General features: G+C 41.6%; 14 protein-coding genes and 1 riboswitch. Of the genes, 7 read left to right on the top strand and 7 right to left on the bottom strand.

Annotated elements, in window-relative coordinates:
- Positions 1–52: 52 nt before the first annotated feature.
- Positions 53–162, top strand: a riboswitch (SAM riboswitch).
- A gap of 143 nt (positions 163–305) precedes the next feature.
- From metH to LY11_RS06965, 3 genes are all read left to right on the top strand, one after another.
- On the top strand, positions 306–3,965 hold the full coding sequence (metH, locus tag LY11_RS06955; RefSeq protein ID WP_111632997.1) for a methionine synthase: 3,660 nt from the start codon (positions 306–308) through the stop codon (positions 3,963–3,965).
- An 18-nt stretch (positions 3,966–3,983) separates the two neighbouring features.
- Positions 3,984–4,937, top strand: a complete 954-nt coding sequence (gene metF / locus LY11_RS06960) for a methylenetetrahydrofolate reductase [NAD(P)H] (RefSeq protein ID WP_111632998.1) — start codon at positions 3,984–3,986, stop codon at positions 4,935–4,937.
- Positions 4,938–5,011: 74 nt separating this feature from the next.
- Entirely contained in the window at positions 5,012–5,449 is a 438-nt protein-coding gene (locus tag LY11_RS06965; RefSeq protein ID WP_111632999.1) for an META domain-containing protein, read from the top strand.
- A gap of 60 nt (positions 5,450–5,509) precedes the next feature.
- Here the strand turns inward: LY11_RS06965 and thrC are convergent, their stop codons facing one another.
- Genes thrC through thrA form a run of 3 tightly spaced genes read right to left on the bottom strand, consistent with a single transcriptional unit; the run spans position 5,510 to position 10,211 of the window.
- On the bottom strand, positions 5,510–6,820 hold the full coding sequence (gene thrC / locus LY11_RS06970) for a threonine synthase (RefSeq protein ID WP_111633000.1): 1,311 nt from the start codon (positions 6,818–6,820) through the stop codon (positions 5,510–5,512).
- Positions 6,821–6,831: 11 nt separating this feature from the next.
- Positions 6,832–7,767: a homoserine kinase gene (locus LY11_RS06975; RefSeq protein WP_111633001.1), complete on the bottom strand. Its 936-nt coding sequence runs from the start codon at positions 7,765–7,767 to the stop codon at positions 6,832–6,834.
- Complete coding sequence (thrA, locus tag LY11_RS06980) at positions 7,764–10,211, bottom strand: bifunctional aspartate kinase/homoserine dehydrogenase I (RefSeq protein WP_111633002.1); 2,448 nt, start codon at positions 10,209–10,211, stop codon at positions 7,764–7,766. The genes LY11_RS06975 and thrA overlap by 4 nt, the downstream gene beginning before the upstream one ends.
- A gap of 416 nt (positions 10,212–10,627) precedes the next feature.
- Here thrA and rsgA point away from each other — a divergent pair, with 416 nt between their 5' ends.
- From rsgA to LY11_RS06995, 3 genes are read left to right on the top strand one after another with little or no spacing between them, the layout of a single operon-like run.
- On the top strand, positions 10,628–11,548 hold the full coding sequence (rsgA, locus tag LY11_RS06985; RefSeq protein WP_111633003.1) for a ribosome small subunit-dependent GTPase A: 921 nt from the start codon (positions 10,628–10,630) through the stop codon (positions 11,546–11,548).
- A 6-nt stretch (positions 11,549–11,554) separates the two neighbouring features.
- The gene (gene dtd, locus LY11_RS06990; protein WP_111633004.1) at positions 11,555–12,007 is read left to right on the top strand and encodes a D-aminoacyl-tRNA deacylase; all 453 of its coding nucleotides are present in this window, start codon (positions 11,555–11,557) and stop codon (positions 12,005–12,007) included.
- Complete coding sequence (locus LY11_RS06995) at positions 12,008–12,334, top strand: nucleotide pyrophosphohydrolase (RefSeq protein ID WP_068405648.1); 327 nt, start codon at positions 12,008–12,010, stop codon at positions 12,332–12,334.
- Between the two features lie 34 nt (positions 12,335–12,368).
- On the opposite strand, the gene LY11_RS07000 is transcribed toward LY11_RS06995, so the two are convergent.
- Together LY11_RS07000 and greA are read right to left on the bottom strand one after the other, a co-directional pair.
- Positions 12,369–12,761 (bottom strand): HIT family protein, encoded by a 393-nt coding sequence (locus LY11_RS07000; RefSeq protein ID WP_111633005.1) that lies wholly within the window; start codon positions 12,759–12,761, stop codon positions 12,369–12,371.
- Positions 12,762–12,770: 9 nt separating this feature from the next.
- A complete protein-coding gene (gene greA, locus LY11_RS07005; RefSeq protein WP_068405640.1) occupies positions 12,771–13,244 on the bottom strand; it encodes a transcription elongation factor GreA in 474 nt (157 codons plus the stop codon).
- 331 nt (positions 13,245–13,575) lie between these two features.
- On the opposite strand from greA, the gene LY11_RS07010 reads away from it, so the two are divergent.
- The gene (locus LY11_RS07010) at positions 13,576–15,456 is read left to right on the top strand and encodes a M1 family metallopeptidase (protein WP_245952637.1); all 1,881 of its coding nucleotides are present in this window, start codon (positions 13,576–13,578) and stop codon (positions 15,454–15,456) included.
- A 42-nt stretch (positions 15,457–15,498) separates the two neighbouring features.
- On the opposite strand, the gene LY11_RS07015 is transcribed toward LY11_RS07010, so the two are convergent.
- Both LY11_RS07015 and LY11_RS07020 read right to left on the bottom strand, forming a co-directional pair.
- The gene (locus LY11_RS07015; RefSeq protein ID WP_170132646.1) at positions 15,499–16,731 is read right to left on the bottom strand and encodes a DUF3999 family protein; all 1,233 of its coding nucleotides are present in this window, start codon (positions 16,729–16,731) and stop codon (positions 15,499–15,501) included.
- On the bottom strand, positions 16,724–19,204 hold the full coding sequence (locus LY11_RS07020; RefSeq protein WP_111633007.1) for a DUF2339 domain-containing protein: 2,481 nt from the start codon (positions 19,202–19,204) through the stop codon (positions 16,724–16,726). The genes LY11_RS07015 and LY11_RS07020 overlap by 8 nt, the downstream gene beginning before the upstream one ends.
- Positions 19,205–19,246: the final 42 nt, after the last annotated feature.

Below are 19,246 nucleotides of genomic sequence, written 5' to 3' on the forward strand. Positions count from 1 at the left end.
CTTTAAACTCTATTTGCTTGGAAATGATTTTTCTTTGTTGCATTTTTGCGTGAGCTTATAAAGAAAGACGGAGGGATTAGACCCGACGAAGTCTTAGCAACCTGTGCTTACAAGGTGCTACATTCTACTCGAACAGTTTTGGCTGTTCCTGACAGATAAGTTAATTCGATCCGACACCGGATTTCTGATTAGGCCTGTTTATATAAAATTTCTGTATTCAATTTACTGCACCGCATTTTTGCATTGCAATAGCGCTTCGCAGTAATTGCTTAAATACAGCAAATGGCTATCCATCAACACAGATAATGAGCATAAGAGAAGAGCTTAAAAAACGAATACTAATCATCGATGGCGCAATGGGCACCATGATTCAGCGCTATATCCTAACCGAAGAAGACTTTAGAGGAGCGCGTTTTGCGAATCACCCATGCGATGTCAAAGGAAATAATGACCTGCTGAATATTACGCGTCCTGATATTATTAAAGCTATACACACCGAATACCTTAAAGCAGGTACAGATATTATTGAAACCAATACCTTTAGTACGCAAAGAATCTCTCTTGCGGATTACAAGATGGAGGAACTGGACTATGAAATGAGTTTCGAAGGCGCTAAAATTGCCAAAGAAGCTGTCACAGAATTCATGGCCGCCAATCCGGACCGCGTTTGTTTCGTGGCAGGAGCTGTAGGCCCGACCAACCGTACCCTATCCATTTCACCAGATGTAAATGACCCGGGATACAGGGCCTTAACCTTTGACGAACTTGTTGACGCTTACTATGAGCAGATCAGAGGGCTCGTTGACGGCGGATCTGACCTGTTATTAATTGAGACTATTTTTGATACTTTAAATGCGAAGGCAGCAATCTTTGCCATCAAAAAATACGAAGAAGTTATCGGGCGAAAAATTGAGATTATGATTTCCGGAACCATTACAGACGCGTCGGGCAGAACACTGTCCGGACAAACTGTAGAAGCCTTCCTGAATTCCATCATTCACGCCAAACCATTAAGCATCGGCTTTAACTGTGCACTGGGCGCAAAAGACATGAGGCCCCATATAGAAGAACTGGCAGCTAAAGCACCCTGTTACGTATCCGCATATCCCAATGCAGGCTTACCTAATGAATTTGGCGCTTATGATGAAATGCCCAATGAAACAGCTTCACTAGTCTCTGACTTTATTCAGCACGGTTTTGTCAATATCGTGGGTGGTTGTTGTGGCACTACGCCAGAGCATATCGCTGCTATTGCCGCAAAAGCTAAGAATATTACCCCAAGACAAATACCAGAAATACCACGTTACCTTCGTCTGAGCGGACTTGAACCCGTAACCATTACGCCCGAAAGCATGTTTGTCAATATTGGTGAAAGAACCAATATCACGGGCTCCCCAAAATTCTCCAAGTTAATTTTAAGCGGTGATTACGAAGCTGCACTAACCGTTGCCAGACAACAGGTAGAAGGTGGTGCGCAGGTTATTGACGTGAACATGGACGAAGGGATGCTGGACTCCGAGGCCGCAATGACAAAATTCCTGAACCTGATTGCTTCAGAACCTGATATTTCCAAACTGCCGATCATGGTCGATTCCTCTAAATGGAGTGTCATTGAAAACGGGCTGAAATGTTTACAGGGAAAAGGGATTGTCAACTCTATTTCACTTAAGGAAGGAGAAGATAAATTCCGTGAAAGTGCCCGTAAAATCATGAATTACGGTGCGGCAATCGTGGTAATGGCCTTCGATGAAAACGGACAAGCAGATAACTTTGAACGCAGAAAAGAAATCTGTAAACGTTCTTACGACATCCTGGTAGATGAAATCGGTTTTCCGGCAGAAGATATTATTTTCGACCCGAATATCTTAACCGTAGCCACAGGTTTAGAAGAACACAATAACTATGCAGTTGATTTTATCAACGCAGCACGCTGGATTAAAGAAAACCTGCCTTATGCGAAAGTAAGCGGTGGTGTATCCAATATATCTTTCTCTTTCAGAGGAAACAATACCGTCCGTGAAGCCATGCACTCTGCCTTTTTATTCCACGCCATTAAAGCCGGACTGGATATGGGAATTGTGAATGCCGGGATGCTGGAAGTTTATGAAGCGATCCCTGCCGAACTACTGGAACGCGTAGAAGACGTTTTGTTAAACCGCCGCGAAGATGCAACAGAACGCCTGGTTGATTTTGCCGAAACAGTAAAATCTAAAGGAAAAGAGCTCGTTAAAGACGAAGAATGGAGAAAAGCAACAGTAGAATCGCGTCTCTCCCACTCTTTGGTCAAAGGAATTATTGAATACCTGGATGCTGATGTCGAAGAAGCGAGACAACAATACGCCCGCCCTATTCATGTCATTGAAGGTCCGTTAATGGACGGAATGAATATCGTGGGTGATTTGTTTGGTGCAGGAAAAATGTTCCTTCCACAGGTTGTGAAATCTGCCAGGGTCATGAAAAAAGCAGTAGCTTACCTGCTTCCATTCATTGAACAGGAGAAACTCGATAACCCTGATGGTGATCAAAGCTCCTCGGCCGGAAGAATCTTACTGGCAACTGTAAAAGGTGACGTTCATGATATTGGTAAAAACATCGTAGGGGTAGTTTTAGCCTGTAATAACTTTGAAATCGTTGATTTAGGGGTAATGGTTCCCGCACAGGAGATCATCAGAAAAGCCAAAGAAATCAATGCAGATATTATTGGCTTAAGCGGCCTGATTACACCCTCACTGGATGAAATGGTCCATTTTGCCAAAGAAATGGAACGTGAAGGCTTTACTGTACCCCTGCTGATTGGTGGCGCAACCACTTCCAGAATCCATGCCGCAGTAAAAATAGCACCGAATTATTCGGGCCCTGCTATCCACGTACTCGATGCTTCCAGAAGTGTGACCGTTTGCAGTACCCTGATGAACGCAGAAACCCGCGGAGGTTATATTGATAATATCAGGCAGGAATATGATAAAGCGCGCGAAGCACATTTGAACAAACGTAACGATAAACGTTTCAAATCTATCGAAGAAGCAAGGACAGATAAGTTTACAATTGACCCTGCCCTTGTTGCACCTGCGCCTAAATTTATCGGCACCAAAACATTCGAAGATTACCCACTGGAAACTCTTGTTCCTTATATTGACTGGACTCCTTTTTTCCACACCTGGGAATTAAGAGGCAGTTATCCAAAGATATTCAACGACAAATCGGTTGGTGTAGAGGCGAAAAAATTATATGATGATGCCCGTGCACTGTTGCAAAAAATCGTTGAGGAGAAATTACTGACTGCCAAAGCGGTGATCGGCTTCTGGCCAGCACATGCCAAGGGCGATGATATTGTATTGGACGTAGAAGGTAAGCCAGTAACTATTCATACCCTGCGTCAGCAGGCGGAGAAAATGGCCGGAGAACCTTACTACGCTTTATCAGATTTTGTGGCGACCGAAGAAGACGGAGTTCAGGACTACTTTGGTGGTTTTGCCGTAACTACAGGTATTGGCTGTGATGAAATGGTTGCTGAATTTGAAGCTAACTATGACGATTACAACAGTATCATGGCAAAAGCGCTGGCAGACCGTCTTGCGGAAGCATTCGCAGAACACTTGCATGAATTAGTCCGTAAAGATTACTGGGGCTATGCAAAGGACGAGCAGTTAACAAATGAAGATCTGATCAAAGAAGAGTATGCAGGTATTCGTCCGGCACCAGGTTATCCTGCCTGTCCGGACCACACCGAAAAAGAAACCCTGTTTGAGTTATTGGGCGCAGAACAAAAAATCGGGCTTCGTTTAACAGAAAGTTTCGCGATGTACCCAACCGCAGCAGTTAGCGGGTTTTACTTCTCGCACCCTCAATCCAGATACTTCGGCCTTGGAAAAATAACCAAAGACCAGGTAGAAGAATACGCAGTCAGAAAAAACATGTCACTTGAAGATACCGAAAGATGGCTTAGCCCGAATTTAGCCTATTAACCTCACAACAAAACTTAAATGAAGATCACCGACCACGTCACCAACGCCAAGGGTAAAACCTTGTTTTCTTTTGAGCTGCTGCCGCCAGTTAAAGGAAAAAGCATCACTGATATTTATGATGCCATAGACCCTTTGATGGAATTTAACCCACCCTTTATTGATGTGACCTATCATAGAGAAGATTATATCTACAAACAACATGACAACGGTTTACTGGAAAAGGTTTCTTATCGTAAACGTCCGGGCACTGTAGCGATCTGTGCTGCGATCATGAACAAATACAAAGTAGATGCTGTTCCGCACTTAATCTGTGGTGGTTTTACCAAAGAAGAAACTGAAAATGCACTGATTGACCTTCAGTTTTTAGGAATTGATAACGTACTGGTTTTACGCGGAGACGCAAGACACGCAGATTCCACCTTTATCCCTACCCCCGGCGGCCATGCTTATGCGACTGATCTGTTAGGTCAGGTTAACGACATGAATAACGGGAAATATCTTTTTGAAGATCACTCAGCCTTCCAGACAGATTTCTGTATTGGTGTAGCCGGCTATCCGGAAAAACATTTTGAAGCCCCTAACTTAAAGGCTGACTTTAAATACCTGAAGCAAAAAGTAGATATGGGCGCAGAATTTATTGTGACCCAAATGTTTTTCGATAATGCTAAATACTGTGATTTTGTAGCGCAATGCAGAACAAATGGGATAAATGTCCCCATAATTCCCGGACTTAAACCCATTACTTCGTCTAAACAACTGATCAGTTTACCAAAAATATTCCATATCGATCTGCCCGAAGACTTGACAGAGGCCGTGCAGGAATGTAAAAATGAGAAGGACGTAAAAGAGGTAGGAATTGAATGGATGATCCAGCAGTGCAAAGAGTTAATTAAAGTTGGTGCTCCTGTACTTCATTTTTATACGATGAGTAACCCTGAACCAACGAAAAGAATTGCCCGCGCAGTTTTCTAATTTGGAGGTCAGATTCTGCTCCTGATGAATATTTGGCAGATTCTTTGTATATTTCGTTCTCTACAAAGAACGATATGAAAAGGACGACATTGATGGTACTTACAGTTATTGGCACTTTAACTTCCTGTAATGCCTTAAAGAATACGGTAGAAGCAAGTTCAGATTTATCCAAACTTGGAGGAACCTGGGAACTGAATTATATCTCAGGCCCAAGAATTGCCTTCAATGGTTTGTATCCAGGCAAAAAGCCAACCTTGGTTTTTGACCTTGCAGATAAAAAGGTAAGCGGTAACAGCAGCTGTAACTCTTTCTCAGGAAAGCTGAATGCAGATGATACGTCCATTAACTTTAACCAGCCAATGGCAGTTACAAAAATGGCCTGTCCTGGTGAAGGAGAAACTGTTTTCTTTGAAACCCTGAAAAAGGTAAACAAATACTCCATTAAAGGAGATACGATACTGAATTTTATGATGGGTGATATTGCTATCATGCGATTTAAAAAGATAAAATAAAAAAAGCCTGTTTAATTTAATTAAACAGGCTTTTTATTGCAATATAACCGTCCAGCTAACCTAGTTCGCCGTTAACAAAAACCGCTTAAAAACATCAAAGTTTACTGCCATCGCTGTCGCTGCTTTCTCTTTTTCCCGCAGTGCATTCACCTGTTCAGGAACATTGATCTGCGCGGCAATTTCAGCAGGGAATATATCCGGGAACTTACAAGGATGTGCTGTGGATAAGAATACAAAAGTATCATCAGCCGAAGCCTGTTGTTTTTGATATTCCTGTACCGCTAACCACGCAATCGCCGTATGCGGGCAAGCCACATAGTTAAACTGCTGGTAAATATCAGCGATCGCCTGAACAGTCTGCTCATCAGTATAGCGGAAACTCTTCACGATCTCTTTCACCTTCTCCCGCTCCTCATTAAATAAAGCCATAATCCTCACCCAGTTACTCGGTGCCCCCACATCCATCGCATTTGCATAAGTCTGTACAGAAGGCCTGGTTTCATAAACCCCTGTTTCCAGGAAGCGCGGAACCGTATCATTCACGTTCGTAGCCGCAATAAACTGCTTCACAGGCAAGCCCATTTTATAGGCCAGTAAACCTGCAGCAATATTTCCGAAATTACCACTGGGCACCGCAAAAACCACCTCTCTTTTGCCCTTTCTAAAGAGCTGGGCTACCGCATTAAAATAATAAAAAGTCTGTGGAATTAAACGGGCAATATTGATCGAATTCGCAGAAGTAAGCCTCATTTTATTATTCAGCTCATCATCAGCAAAAGCTTGTTTCACCAAATGCTGACAATCATCAAAAGTCCCGTCTATTTCTATTGCACGGATATTTTGCCCATTGCTGCACAACTGCAACTCCTGAATTTCACTCACTTTTCCCTTAGGATATAAAATCGTCACCCTGGTATCTGGTACACCTAAAAATCCAAGCGCTACCGCTCCGCCCGTATCCCCCGAAGTCGCCACCAAAACATCCAGTAACTGTTCATTATCTTTTAGAAAATAAGCCATTACCCTGCTCATAAACCTCGCCCCAAAATCCTTAAAAGCCAGTGAAGGGCCATGAAACAACTCTAACACATAAGTATCCTCATCCAGCGGATGCAAAGGAGCTTCAAAATTAATCGCATCGTCAATGATTGCTTTTAAATCATTTGCTGGAATATCGTCCTGCAACAAAGCAGAACTCACCTTATAAGCAATCTCGCGCAGCGTATAGCGGTCAAGATGCTGAATAAAATCCTGGTCCAGCGCAGGGATTTCCACAGGCATATATAAACCTTTATCCTGTGGCATACTATTGAAAACAGCAGATTGGAAATCTATTTTCAGGTCGTGGTTATTCGTACTGTATAATTTCATGTTCGCGTTTTTTAATCAAGTATAACCGGGCCTTTTTTATTGACCGATGATACAAATGAAAGACTGTTAATCTGAATGGATTTTAATTGTTTTTGCAATGCCTGTGTAATTAAATGTGCCGTATCCTGATCTTTGGTCAGGGCGAAAACAGAAGGTCCCGAACCGGAAATCCCGAAACTGACCGCACCCATTTCCATCGCTATACTTCTCATTTTATAGAAATCAGGGATTAAAATAGACCGCGTAGGCTCTACCAATACATCCACCATACTGCGGCCAATCAAATCATAATCATTTGTAAAAAGCCCCGTTACCAAACCCGCTACATTTCCCCATTGCTTCACCGCATCCTTCAATAAAACTTTAGAACGGATCATTTGCCGCGCATCCTTAGTCGGTACATCTACCTCCGGATAAACAATTGCCGCGCACATATCCTGCGGAAAAGGCAAGCTGATCACATCTAAAGGCTCATAACTTCTTACCAGGACAAAACCACCCAGCAAAGCAGGCGCTACATTGTCTGCATGCCCATAACCACAAGCCAGTTCCTCGCCTTTCATCGCAAAAGGAACCAGTTCTTTATTACTCAATTGATTGTCAAACAAAGTATTGATCGCAAATAACCCAGCTACTGTACTTGCTGAACTTGATCCTAAACCACTTCCGATAGGCATCTTTTTATGCAGCTCAATATCAATTCCAATATCTGTACGGTCAATATGTTTCAGGTAATCCTGCACACTCGCACTCACTGTATTTTTTGATGGGTTAAGCGGCAATCTGCCCTCATCCCCTGTAATTTTAGAGATAATTACTCCCGGCTTATCTGTAACCCGCATCACTACCTCATCACCCGGCGCATTCACAGCAAAACCTAAAACATCAAACCCGCAAACTACATTCGCTACGGTTGCCGGAGCGAAAACTTTTACTGTATTTCTCATTTCTTGCCCACATTTATGATGTCCGCAAATACACCAGCAGCAGTTACTTCTGCACCCGCACCAGGTCCTTTAATCACTAAAGGACGATCTTTGTACCGGTCAGTCGTGAAAGAAATAATATTATCACTGCCAGAAAGCATGTAAAAAGGATGGTTATCATCAACCATTTGCAGGTTAATCGTCACCTTTCCTTCTTCCAGTTTTCCGATATACCGCAATACTTTGTTTTCAGCCACCGCTTTGCTTTTCAGCTCTTCAAAGTAAGCCGCATTATTTTTAAGTTCCTGATAAAAATCATCCACACTATCCGCAGCCATACAAGCCGGAGGCAGCATACTTTCCAACTGCACATCTGCTTCTTCCAATGGATAACCCGCGTCTCTGGCCAAAATCAGCATCTTACGCATAAAATCCTTTCCATTTAAATCATCACGCGGATCTGGTTCAGTATACCCCTTATCCTGTGCCTCTTTTACGATTTCGTGGAAAAGCACGTCCTCTTTAAAATTATTAAAGATGAAAGAAATAGTACCCGAAAGAATCGCTTCAATACTAAAGATATTATCCCCGCTCAACATCAGATCTTTCAGTGTCCGGATGATCGGAAGGCCCGCACCCACATTCGTCTCATAATGAAAATCTACCCCATAGGTACGTGCAGCTGTTTTAAAAGCAGCATATTGCTCATATTCGGCAGAATTCCCAATCTTATTACAAGTAACCAGGGAAATACTTGACTCCAGTATTTCCTGGTAAAAATTAACCGGGTTGCCACTTGCCGTATTGTCTACAAAAACACAGTTTGGTAAATTCATCGCTTTCATCTGTTTGACGAAGGAAGCTAAATCTGCCTTTTCCGCATTTTTACTCAGCTCATTTTCCCAATCCGCCAGGTTCAGCGCGGTTTTGCTCAGGTACATTTCGCGTGAATTGCTGATGCCCATCACCTTTACTTCCAGGTCATTGTTCTGAGCAAGCAACGGACTTTGAACCAATAACTGGCGGAATAAAGTTTTACCAATATTTCCCGTACCCAGGCAAAATACATGCAGTGTTTTCTTCAGGTTTTCAAAGAAAGCCTCATGCACCGCATTCACAGCTTTTGACAAATCTGTTTTCGATAAAATAACTGATATATTATATTCTGAAGATCCCTGTGCAATCGCGCGCACATTGACCCCGTTTCTACCTAAAGCGTGGAACAGCTTACCAGACATACCCGGTGTATGTTTCATATTCTCCCCCACTATAGCCAGTACAGCCAATCCATTCTCCACTTCCGGATATTCCAGTTTTTTAGCCTGTAATTCCAGTTCAAATTCTTTACTGATGATGGCCAGCGCGCTTAAAGCATCCGCAGGTTTCACGGCAAAAGTGATACTATGTTCAGAAGAAGATTGCGTAATCAAAACCACGTTGATCTGCTCTCTGGATAAAAGAGAGAATAACCGGCCGCTGAAACCCGCTTTCCCTACCATTCCGCTGCCAGACAAATTCAGGATACTGATTTCATCAATAGAAGAAATCCCTTTGATTGGAAAAGTTGAAGTATTTACCCCATGACGGATATAAGTGCCCTTAAAATTTGTATTGAAAGTATTCTTAATGACAATCGGTATTTTCTTTAAAAAAGCAGGGGTCATCGTTGGCGGATAAATCACTTTTGCACCAAAATAAGAAAGCTCCATTGCCTCTGTATAACTCAGTTCTGGTAAAGAAAATGCTTTTTCCACGATCCTTGGATCAGCAGTCAGCATCCCATCCACATCAGTCCAGATTTCAATCTCTTTTGCATTCAGGGCAGAACCCCATATTGCAGCTGTAAAATCACTGCCGCCGCGTCCCAAAGTTGTGGTTCTTCCTTCGGTATTGCTGGCTATAAATCCGGTAACAAATAATAGTTTATCTCTATTCGCTTCATAAAAGTCCTGGATCAGCAATTCAGTTAAAGGCGTATTTACTTTTGCCTGTCCAAAATTACTATCAGTTTTAATCAGTTCGGCCCCGTCTGCACATTGCGCATTCGGAAAATCCTGTTTAGCAATATGACTAATCATAAAAGCAGAACAGCGCTCCCCGAAACTCAGGATTAAATCTTTGGTCTGAGGGCTTAATTCCTTTAAATGATAAACCGATTGCAAAACGTCTTCCAGCTCATTGAAGTAAATCTTCAGCCGTGTAAATACTGGATTTTGTGCAGCTGCAGGAAGCAAGGTTCTCACGACTTCGAAGTGTTTTTCTTCGATTTCTTTGAGCTCTGCGGCATACTCTTCTGCCACCTGTGCTTTTTCTGCCATTGCCAGGAGCAGATTGGTTACCCCGCTCATTGCTGAAAGTACAACTACTGGATAATCACCCTGTTCCCTTTCTTTTAGGATGCCGATCAGGGTTCGGATACCTGATGCTGACCCTACTGAAGTACCGCCGAATTTTAGAATGTTCATAGTTTTAATTGTTAATCTATTGTTTTTTATAGGTATTGGGTTAACCTGGACTCCCGGACATTTCAGCCGCGGATAAGCTCAGGCAGGTTTAGGTTCTGGTTCAAAAAAAAAGCGCCTTCCGGTTTAGAGGAAGGCGCTTTTTTATGGTTTTTTATTATTCTTATTATACCAATATACACCCGCCTCCGGCTTTCCCGGTGGTGGTAATAATAATGGATGTAAGTGTTGAATTATTTATCATATGTCCATAACAATATTGCTTCGGTATTGCTATACCCTAAAGTAAAGTTATATTTTCCTAATAAGCAAGAGAATATGAAAAAAAATTATCAGCAAATAAATAGAAAAGACTAAAATTAATTCATCACAGTCAAAAAGCACCCTCCTGTTTTTTACTTACCTTTACTGCGTAAATTATGCAAGGACTAGTAATAAAATCAACAGGGAGCTGGTATTTGGTTCATGGAGAAGATGACCGTGATTATCAATGCAGGATTAAAGGGAAATTCCGGATCAAAGGAATTCAGACCACCAATCCTGTTGCAGTTGGAGATCAGGTAGACTTCGAAATGGAGCCTAATTCTGAAAATGGAGTTATTTATAAACTTCATCCCCGGAAAAACTATATCATCAGAAAATCAATTAACTTATCAAAACAGGCGCAGATTATAGCAGCCAATATAGATGAGGCCTTTCTGGTGGTTACACTCGCCTCTCCACGTACTTCACTGGGTTTTATAGACCGCTTTTTAGTAACCGCAGAAGCTTATAGCATTCCTTCGGTATTAATCTTCAATAAACTCGACTTATACAATGAAGACGGGCTGGAAGTATTGGCAGAATATAAAAACATCTATGAAAATCTGGGTTATCCATGTTATGAAGTTTCTGCGACCGAAGGAACTAATATGCCTTTGATAGAAAGTTTATTAAAAGATAAAACAACCCTGTTTTCAGGGCACTCAGGCGTAGGAAAATCAAGTCTGATCAATGTACTGCTACCAGACCGTCATATCAAAACAGGCGAGATCTCTGAATCCAGTGATAAAGGGCAGCATACCACGACCTTTGCTGAAATGCACACCCTGCCTTTTGGTGGATACCTGATCGATAGCCCCGGCATCAGAGAACTGGGAATCTATGATATTAAACCAGAAGAACTGAGCCATTACTTCAGAGAAATGCGCGATCTGATGCACAAATGTAAATTTCACAATTGCCGTCACATCAACGAACCTAGCTGCGCCGTTTTAGATGCCGTTAAAACCGGAGAGATCGAAAGCAGCCGTTACGAAAGTTACCTGAGTATGTACCATGGCAATGAAACAAGGGCTTAAACATTCATGAGAGCAGTTATACAAAGAGTTACACAGGCCAGCTGCCAGGTAAATGAAACGATAACCGGTTCCATTGAAAACGGATTGCTCGTTTTATTAGGTATTGAAGAAGCCGACGGACAGGAAGACCTGGAATGGCTTGCTGCCAAAATATTCAATATCCGGATCTTTAGCGATGAACAAGGTCTGATGAATAAATCACTTGCAGACCTGGATGGAAATATTTTACTGATCAGTCAGTTTACCTTATTTGCAGCAACTAAAAAAGGGAACAGGCCCGGATTTACCAGAGCTGCAAGATCAGATCAGGCTATTCCGCTCTATGAGGCCATGATTAAACAACTCAGCACTTTATCGGGCAAAGCTATACAAACAGGGATTTTTGGGGCAGACATGAAAATCAATTTGGTTAATGACGGGCCGGTAACGATATTAATTGATACTAAAAACAAAGAATAAATGACGATACAGGAAGCACAGGATACCGTTGATCAATGGATCAATACTACCGGAATCCGTTATTTCAACGAATTGACCAATACGGCCATATTAATGGAAGAAGTGGGTGAAGTAGCCCGTATTATGTCACGCAAGTACGGCGAGCAATCTTTCAAGAAAAGTGATGAAGCAGTAGACCTTGGCGATGAAATGGCCGATGTCTTATTTGTGCTGATCTGCCTGGCTAACCAAACTGGTATTAACCTGACTGAAGCTATGGAGAAAAACCTGGTGAAAAAGAGTATCAGGGATGCCGACAGGCATAAAAATAATGAGAAGCTGAAATAAGCAACAGAGCCAGTTAAAACTGGCTCTTATCTTTTTATAACTGTGCTTTAATTTTCTGAGCTGCTTCCTGCAGCTCTTCCTGCGTAGGATTTAACTTCGCTTTACTAAAGTTCATATCCCCCACTGCGTTCATAGGGATCAAATGGATATGTACATGAGGTACTTCCAGACCAATAACGGCCATTCCTACTTTTACACATGGAAAAGCTTTCTTTAGCGCTACCGCTACAATCTTTGCAAATAAGGTAAGTCCGAAATAACTTTCTTCGTCCATATCAAATATATAATCAATTTCCTTTTTAGGGATTACCAGTACATGCCCCATCGTTAAAGGACTAACATCTAAAAACGCCATAAATTCTGTCGTTTCGGCTACTACATGTGCGGGAATTTCTCCGGCTACGATCTTGGAAAATATACTTGACATATAAAATGATTATCTGGTGATTTCTAATATTTCAAATTCGATTTTACCTGCAGGAACTTCAATCTCAGTTTTGTCCCCTACCGATTTACCTAATAAACCTTGTGCAATCGGAGACTTCACAGAGATCTTTCCGATTTTAAGATCAGCTTCAGTTTCCGCAACCAGCTGGTAGCTCATTGTTGCACCGTTTTTTAAGTTCTTTATTTTAACGATCGATAAAGCCAGCACTTTAGTCAGGTCTAATTTCGATTCATCAATTAATCTTGCTGATGCAAGCGTAGTTTTTAATTTAGATATTTTTGCTTCATGCAGACCTTGTGCTTCCTTAGCAGCATCGTACTCCGCATTTTCAGATAGATCGCCTTTATCTCTTGCTTCAGCTATAGCTTTAGAGATCAATTGTCTCCCTGTAGTCGTTAAGTAATGTACTTCTTCTTTTAGCTTATCCAACCCTTCCTGAGTGTAGTATGTTACCTCTGTCATAGCTTAATTTATTATTTGTAAAACCTTTAAAATACAAACAAGACTATACTGGCAATAAGCCCACATAGTCTTGCTTCAATTAAAACGAAGATAACAGGCAATTCTTACAAAAGCAAATCTTTTGATTTGAATTGTTTGCAAAGGCCTTAAAGCCCCCTTTAATATTTAGCTAATAACTTGTTTACAGGGTGAAAACGATTACTTTTGAAAATCTGCCTGAATTCAGCTATCTGGCTCAACCCTGTTTAAATTTGGAAAATAAAATTCAAACAGGTCTTAAAACAGGGGAGTAACTGAATTCAGACAGGTATTGAACGAATTATAAAAAAATATGATGCACAAAAACATTTTCAAGATAGCTACGCTATTTTTATTGGGAGCCGTTACTACGCAGGCCCAGGAACTGTACATGCCACGGAATATCAAAGCAGCGTTCGCTAACGGCACACGTGCGCTGGATGGCAAACCTGGAAAAAACTACTGGCAGAATAAAGGGAAGTACGATATGACGATCACGGTCACGCCAAATGACAAATTAGTCAAAGGAACGGAAACCATTACCTATACGAACCATAGTCCGGATACACTGAAGAAAATAACGATGAGGTTTGTTAATAACATGCACAAACCAGAAGCCCCAAGAGCAGGTTATGTCAGCAAAGACTATTTAACCACAGGACTGGACATCAGTTTATTTACGGTGGATGGCCAGAGTTACAACGTGGACAGTAAAGACTGGGGCACGACCTCAGACATTAAACTGAAAAGCGCTTTAGGCCCGGGCAAAACGGCAACTTTTAAAATCAACTGGAGTTATCCTTTGTCAAAAGTAAGCGGCAGAGAAGGCCAGATCGATAGTACTACTTTTTTCGTAGCCTATGCTTTCCCAAGAGTTTCAGTTTATGATGATTACAATGGATGGGATAAAATTCCGCATACCGACAGAACTGAATTCTATAATGATTTCAATGATTACCTGTTAACGGTGAAAGCGCCTAAAAACTACGTAGTATGGGCCACGGGCGATTTAAAAAACCCGAACGAGGTGTTACAAACTAAATTCGCAGAGAAGCTTAAAAAGTCTTATACTAGTGAAGAAGTTGTGTCTATTGCGAAGGCGCAGGAAATGGCAAATGGTGAAGTGACTAAACAGAACGAATGGAATTCATGGAAATTTTCTGCAGATCATATTACCGATGTAACCTTTGCCCTGAGCAATCATTATTTGTGGGATGCAGGAAGCGTAGTCGTGGACAAAAAAACCGGCAGAAGAACAAGTGTACAATCTGCTTATGATAGCAAGGCGGAAGATTTTTCTCATGCCGCAACCTGGACTAAACTGGCTTTAGACTGGTTTTCAAATAACTGGCCGGGTGTTCCTTACCCATTCTCAAAAATGACAGCGGTACAGGGTTTTGCGGATATGGAGTTCCCGATGATGGTGAATGACAGCAGCACACCAGATATGGAATTCAGCCAGTTTGTACTGAACCATGAAATTGCGCATACTTATTTCCCTTTTTACATGGGCACGAATGAAACCCGTTATGCACACATGGATGAAGGCTGGGCAACGACTTTAGAATACCTGATCGGTCAGCAGCAACTTGGCAAAGAGAAAGCAGATCAGAATTACAAGAAATTCAGAGTAGAAAGATGGATTAAAGACCCTTCTACAGAAGAGGATCAGCCAATTATTACTTTATCTACCCAGGTATCAGGTTCAGGTTACGGCAATAACGCTTACGTGAAGCCTTCGCTGGCTTACCTGGCTTTAAAAGATATGTTCGGGGATGTATTGTTCAAGAAATACCTGCATGCTTATATGGATCGCTGGAATGGAAAACACCCTATTCCATGGGATTTTTTCAATACGATCAATGACGTTTCCAAGCAAGACTTAAACTGGTTCTGGAACAATTGGTTCTTCAGCAATAACTATATTGATCTGGCGATTGATAAAGTAACGATCAAAGGAATGACTTATAATATCTCTATTCAAAACAATGGTGGTTTTGCAATACCTTTTGATATTAAAGTTACCTATGCAGACGGAACAACTCATGTGATACATGAAACTCCGGCTGTGTGGAAATTCAACCAGAAAGCGATTAATATTCAATTTACTGCAGACAAACCAGTGACCTCCATGGTGCTGGATGGTGGTATTTATATGGATGCTAAACCATCAGACAATAGCTGGAATAAATAAATTACTTAGCATAAAGCCCTGCTACCAGCGTAGCAGGGCTTTTTATATTTTATCTCTTTTGCTTACTTCCTGCGTCATTCTGAATGTCAGGAAACCCAGTAAAGCAGCCACCACAATGATTGCCGCCCAGATAACCCAGCCCGGAATGCCAGCTGCTTTTACCACCTTACTTTTCTCTGGTATCTTTTGATACAAAGGATTTGCAGAAATCAACTGATAATTCAGCGGTTTTAACTCCTGTTGTAAACTATCCCCAAAAAACTTCAAATCATAATCTGGCGCATTTGCTTTTGCATCCCCGAATAAAATCGCATAGTCCTGTCCTTTTTCAAGGTAACTGATCAGACTCTGACTCAGCTGATAGCCATTAACTTTATTCAACACTAAAGGTGGATTGTCGCCATTTACAATTTCAAGTTCTAAATGGTTTGTTTTAGCTGACAAGTACAGATTAGGAATCGCCGGGGTACTAATAAAAGTATCTGCAACCAATGTTTTCTCTTTTTGATGTACTGCATATACCCTGATGTTCCGTTTATAATACTTTTGTCCGGCAATTTCCAGGTGCAGTTTATTCAATTGATAAGGTACATTAAAACGTACCGTTATATAGCTTACCTGTGCACTATCCCGCTGCTGAATCAAAGGCTTTTTAAGTTGAACATAAACAGGCGGGATACTTTGCTGCCTGTAAATACCTGCCTGAAGTATCGCTACCGGTTCTTTATTTTCATTGTTAATCTGTATCCGGAGATACCGGTAAGAACTGGAAGGAAAATTCAGCTGCTGCCGATAAGTCCCATTTCCCGGCTCATCAGTAACAGCTTCTTCTAAAGATATGTTCTCTTTGATCGCATACCATTTTTTAAGATCGTCGCTCCCTGATAAGTTCACGTTTCTTTTCACAGAAGCATTGCGCAACTGTAAACTCAACTGGTTAATGGTCAGGTGAGCCGCGTTCTCCACAATAAAGGTGGTCACCGTATCTATTTCCGCCAATGCTTTTAACCTCGGAAAGGCGATGAAACTCCGCTGATCTTTAAAAACCAATTGATTTCCAAAAATATAAGGGGAAAACTGTTTCTTCTGATTCAGTATCCGGACATCACCAAGATTTGCCTGGGCACCAGCAATTAGTTCAGGGCTTAAATCAACCCTGTAAAATCCATCCGCTTCTACTTTTGGCAATACCGCCTGGTACTTGAATGTTTGCTGTGCGAATACACAGGAAACACTCAGTAAAAGGGTTAATGTTAAAAAAAACTGTTTATTCATCTTTATGGGGTTCATCTGCGGCAATAATTTTTTTAACCTTTTGGTACATAAATGAAATGATCAGCAGTATTACACCCAGGAAGAAGAATGCTGCTATTTTACCTGCAGGCGGGATATTGCTGATGTCAAATATAAATAGCTTCAGTAAAGTAAGTGCAAACAGACTTAATGAAATAATCCTGAGGGTAAGGTACTTGTAACGCATCCCCAGCCACATCATCGCAAATGATAATAATCCCCATAATACAGGAAGACCTGTTTTGATATAAATCGTCTCTACATGGCTGATTGGATTGGTAGCTGAATAAAACAACCTGTTACTGATTAAGCTGACTTCCAGACTTAAGAACAGGACAATTGAACCTGCTAAAGCCCAGGTTGCCATTTTCCTCAGCGTTTCTGGCAGTAAGGTTCTGGCGATCTGAATCAGCTTAAAGAATAACAGCCCGATAAATACCGCGCAGACCCAATGGGCTATAAAATGAAATGGCGCAATCTCCTGCTGCACAAGGATAGCTTCCTGCAGATCGAAAAATCCGACCATAAAAAACAGATAGATTACGATACAGGTGCTGATCAGGACAGTGCTTATCCTCCAGTCTAACCGGAGCGCTTCTAGTTTTTTAGCTAAGAACAGATACAGATAAAGGAATACGGAGACATATAAAATTACGTACAAACTGTTCAAAGAAGTTTGCGGGAACCGGTTGGAGAACTGATGGTTAACTTCCAGCAGTCCGCTTAAAAACAGCAGTATTATAGCTGCATATTTAATAAATACCGGATTTAGGATGTCATCCTTAGGAGTTTCTCCTTCAACCTCTGGTTTTTGATAAAGAGCGTATAACAGATAAGAACTGAGTGCAGCAAATAGTGTCGTAATAAATCCTTTGTTGATCAGTACAGGAACTGATATTTTCGAATCCCCATAAATTGTTGCCCAGTCCATGAACAGACTTAAGAGCATTAATGCCCAGATGATTTGTGAGGCCAGCTGCATTAAATAGATATGTGATTTTTTATAAAGCCAGTAAAGCAGTACGGTTTCCGCTGCCCAGAATAACGTGATATAATGACCATGCAATTGAATTGGCCCGGCAACGGATATAAAGGTGAGGGTAATCCCAATCAGCAGGTAAAGTACGTTGGTATCCACTTTTTTATTCCTGAACAGCAGGTAAGATAATAGCAGGTTGATTACCGCTAAACTTATTGCAAAAAGCCCTCTGAATTGTTCCTGGTGCATTCCTGTGAGCAGGAATAGCCCTGCACCAAAGTATAATGCTGTATTACACAACAGGATGGTAAAATCAGAGCCGATAAATGTTTTATTTTCCCTGACGTTATAGGCTACATTGATCCCAAAGAATAGCAGGTATAAAATGCTGGCGTATAAAAATCCAATCCCATAACTTGCAACTGGCATGCTGAACAGACTTGCTGAAAACATGAGTATGGTGAGTACAAAGGTTGAAACATTGAGGAAACGCCACGATTTACGGTAAGCAATCACCAGCAGCCCTGCATTCAGGATCACCAGGTAAATAAATAAACCGTGATAATTGGCGTGCCCGGTGCTCACCATTAATGGACTGGTTAAACCGCCCACTAATGCAATAACAGCCACTTCCTGCCGATCGTAGAGCAGCGAAAGGGCGACGGCAAAACAGGTTATTCCAATCAGGATAATAAAGGATGTGGTTTGATTAAACAGCTGAAACTGGTGAAAGGCGAGCGTAATGGTAAAGTATAAAACAGCGATCCCTCCGCCAACTAAAACAGAGCTGAATGCTTTGTAAGAATTACGGAGCCAGTGGGCGATGCCGATTAAGATCCCTCCACAAAGTACGCCAATACCAACGCGGCCTACCGGACCGATCCAGTTGCTGTCAATAGCAAATTTCACAAAGTAACCGATAGCGAGTACCAGTATGGCAATCCCGATTTTGTTGATTAAATTCTCTCCAATGAATTTCTCCAGATCTGGGTGTTTTTCAAAGAAGGAAAGCTCCGGTTCTGCAGGTTCGCGGTGAATAGTTTGCTGAATTGACTGAGGGGCATTTTCTTCGGCTAAAAGTTCAAAAACATTAACCTGTGTATCGTCAATAACTTCTGGTCTTGTCGTTTCTTCTGGAACAATTGCTTCCGTAGATTCTTCTTTAACGGGCTCAGGGATGGAGTCGCGTACAGGATCAGGGTTAAGATCTTTCGTAGTTTTATAGGGTGGCGGAACAAATGGAATTGCTGGTGCCTGAAATTGCGTTGTCCCCCAGTCTACCGGCCGCATTTCTTGTGGTTCTGGCTCTGCGGCTGTATTTTCTGGTGGAACATAACCGGGTCTGCTTTGCTTTAACAGCTCCTGAAATTCAAAAATCCGGTATTCAAGCCGCCCGACTCTATCGTTCAGACTGCTTTTAGTGGTGGCAATCATTATAATGATAACAACCAGTAAGATGATGTAAAGAAACTCCATGAATGATGCGTTTGTTGATAAAGATAATTTTAATTTCTGTTC

Source organism: Pedobacter cryoconitis, assembly GCF_003259615.1.
In the GTDB taxonomy this organism is placed as follows: Bacteria; Bacteroidota; Bacteroidia; order Sphingobacteriales; family Sphingobacteriaceae; genus Pedobacter; species Pedobacter cryoconitis.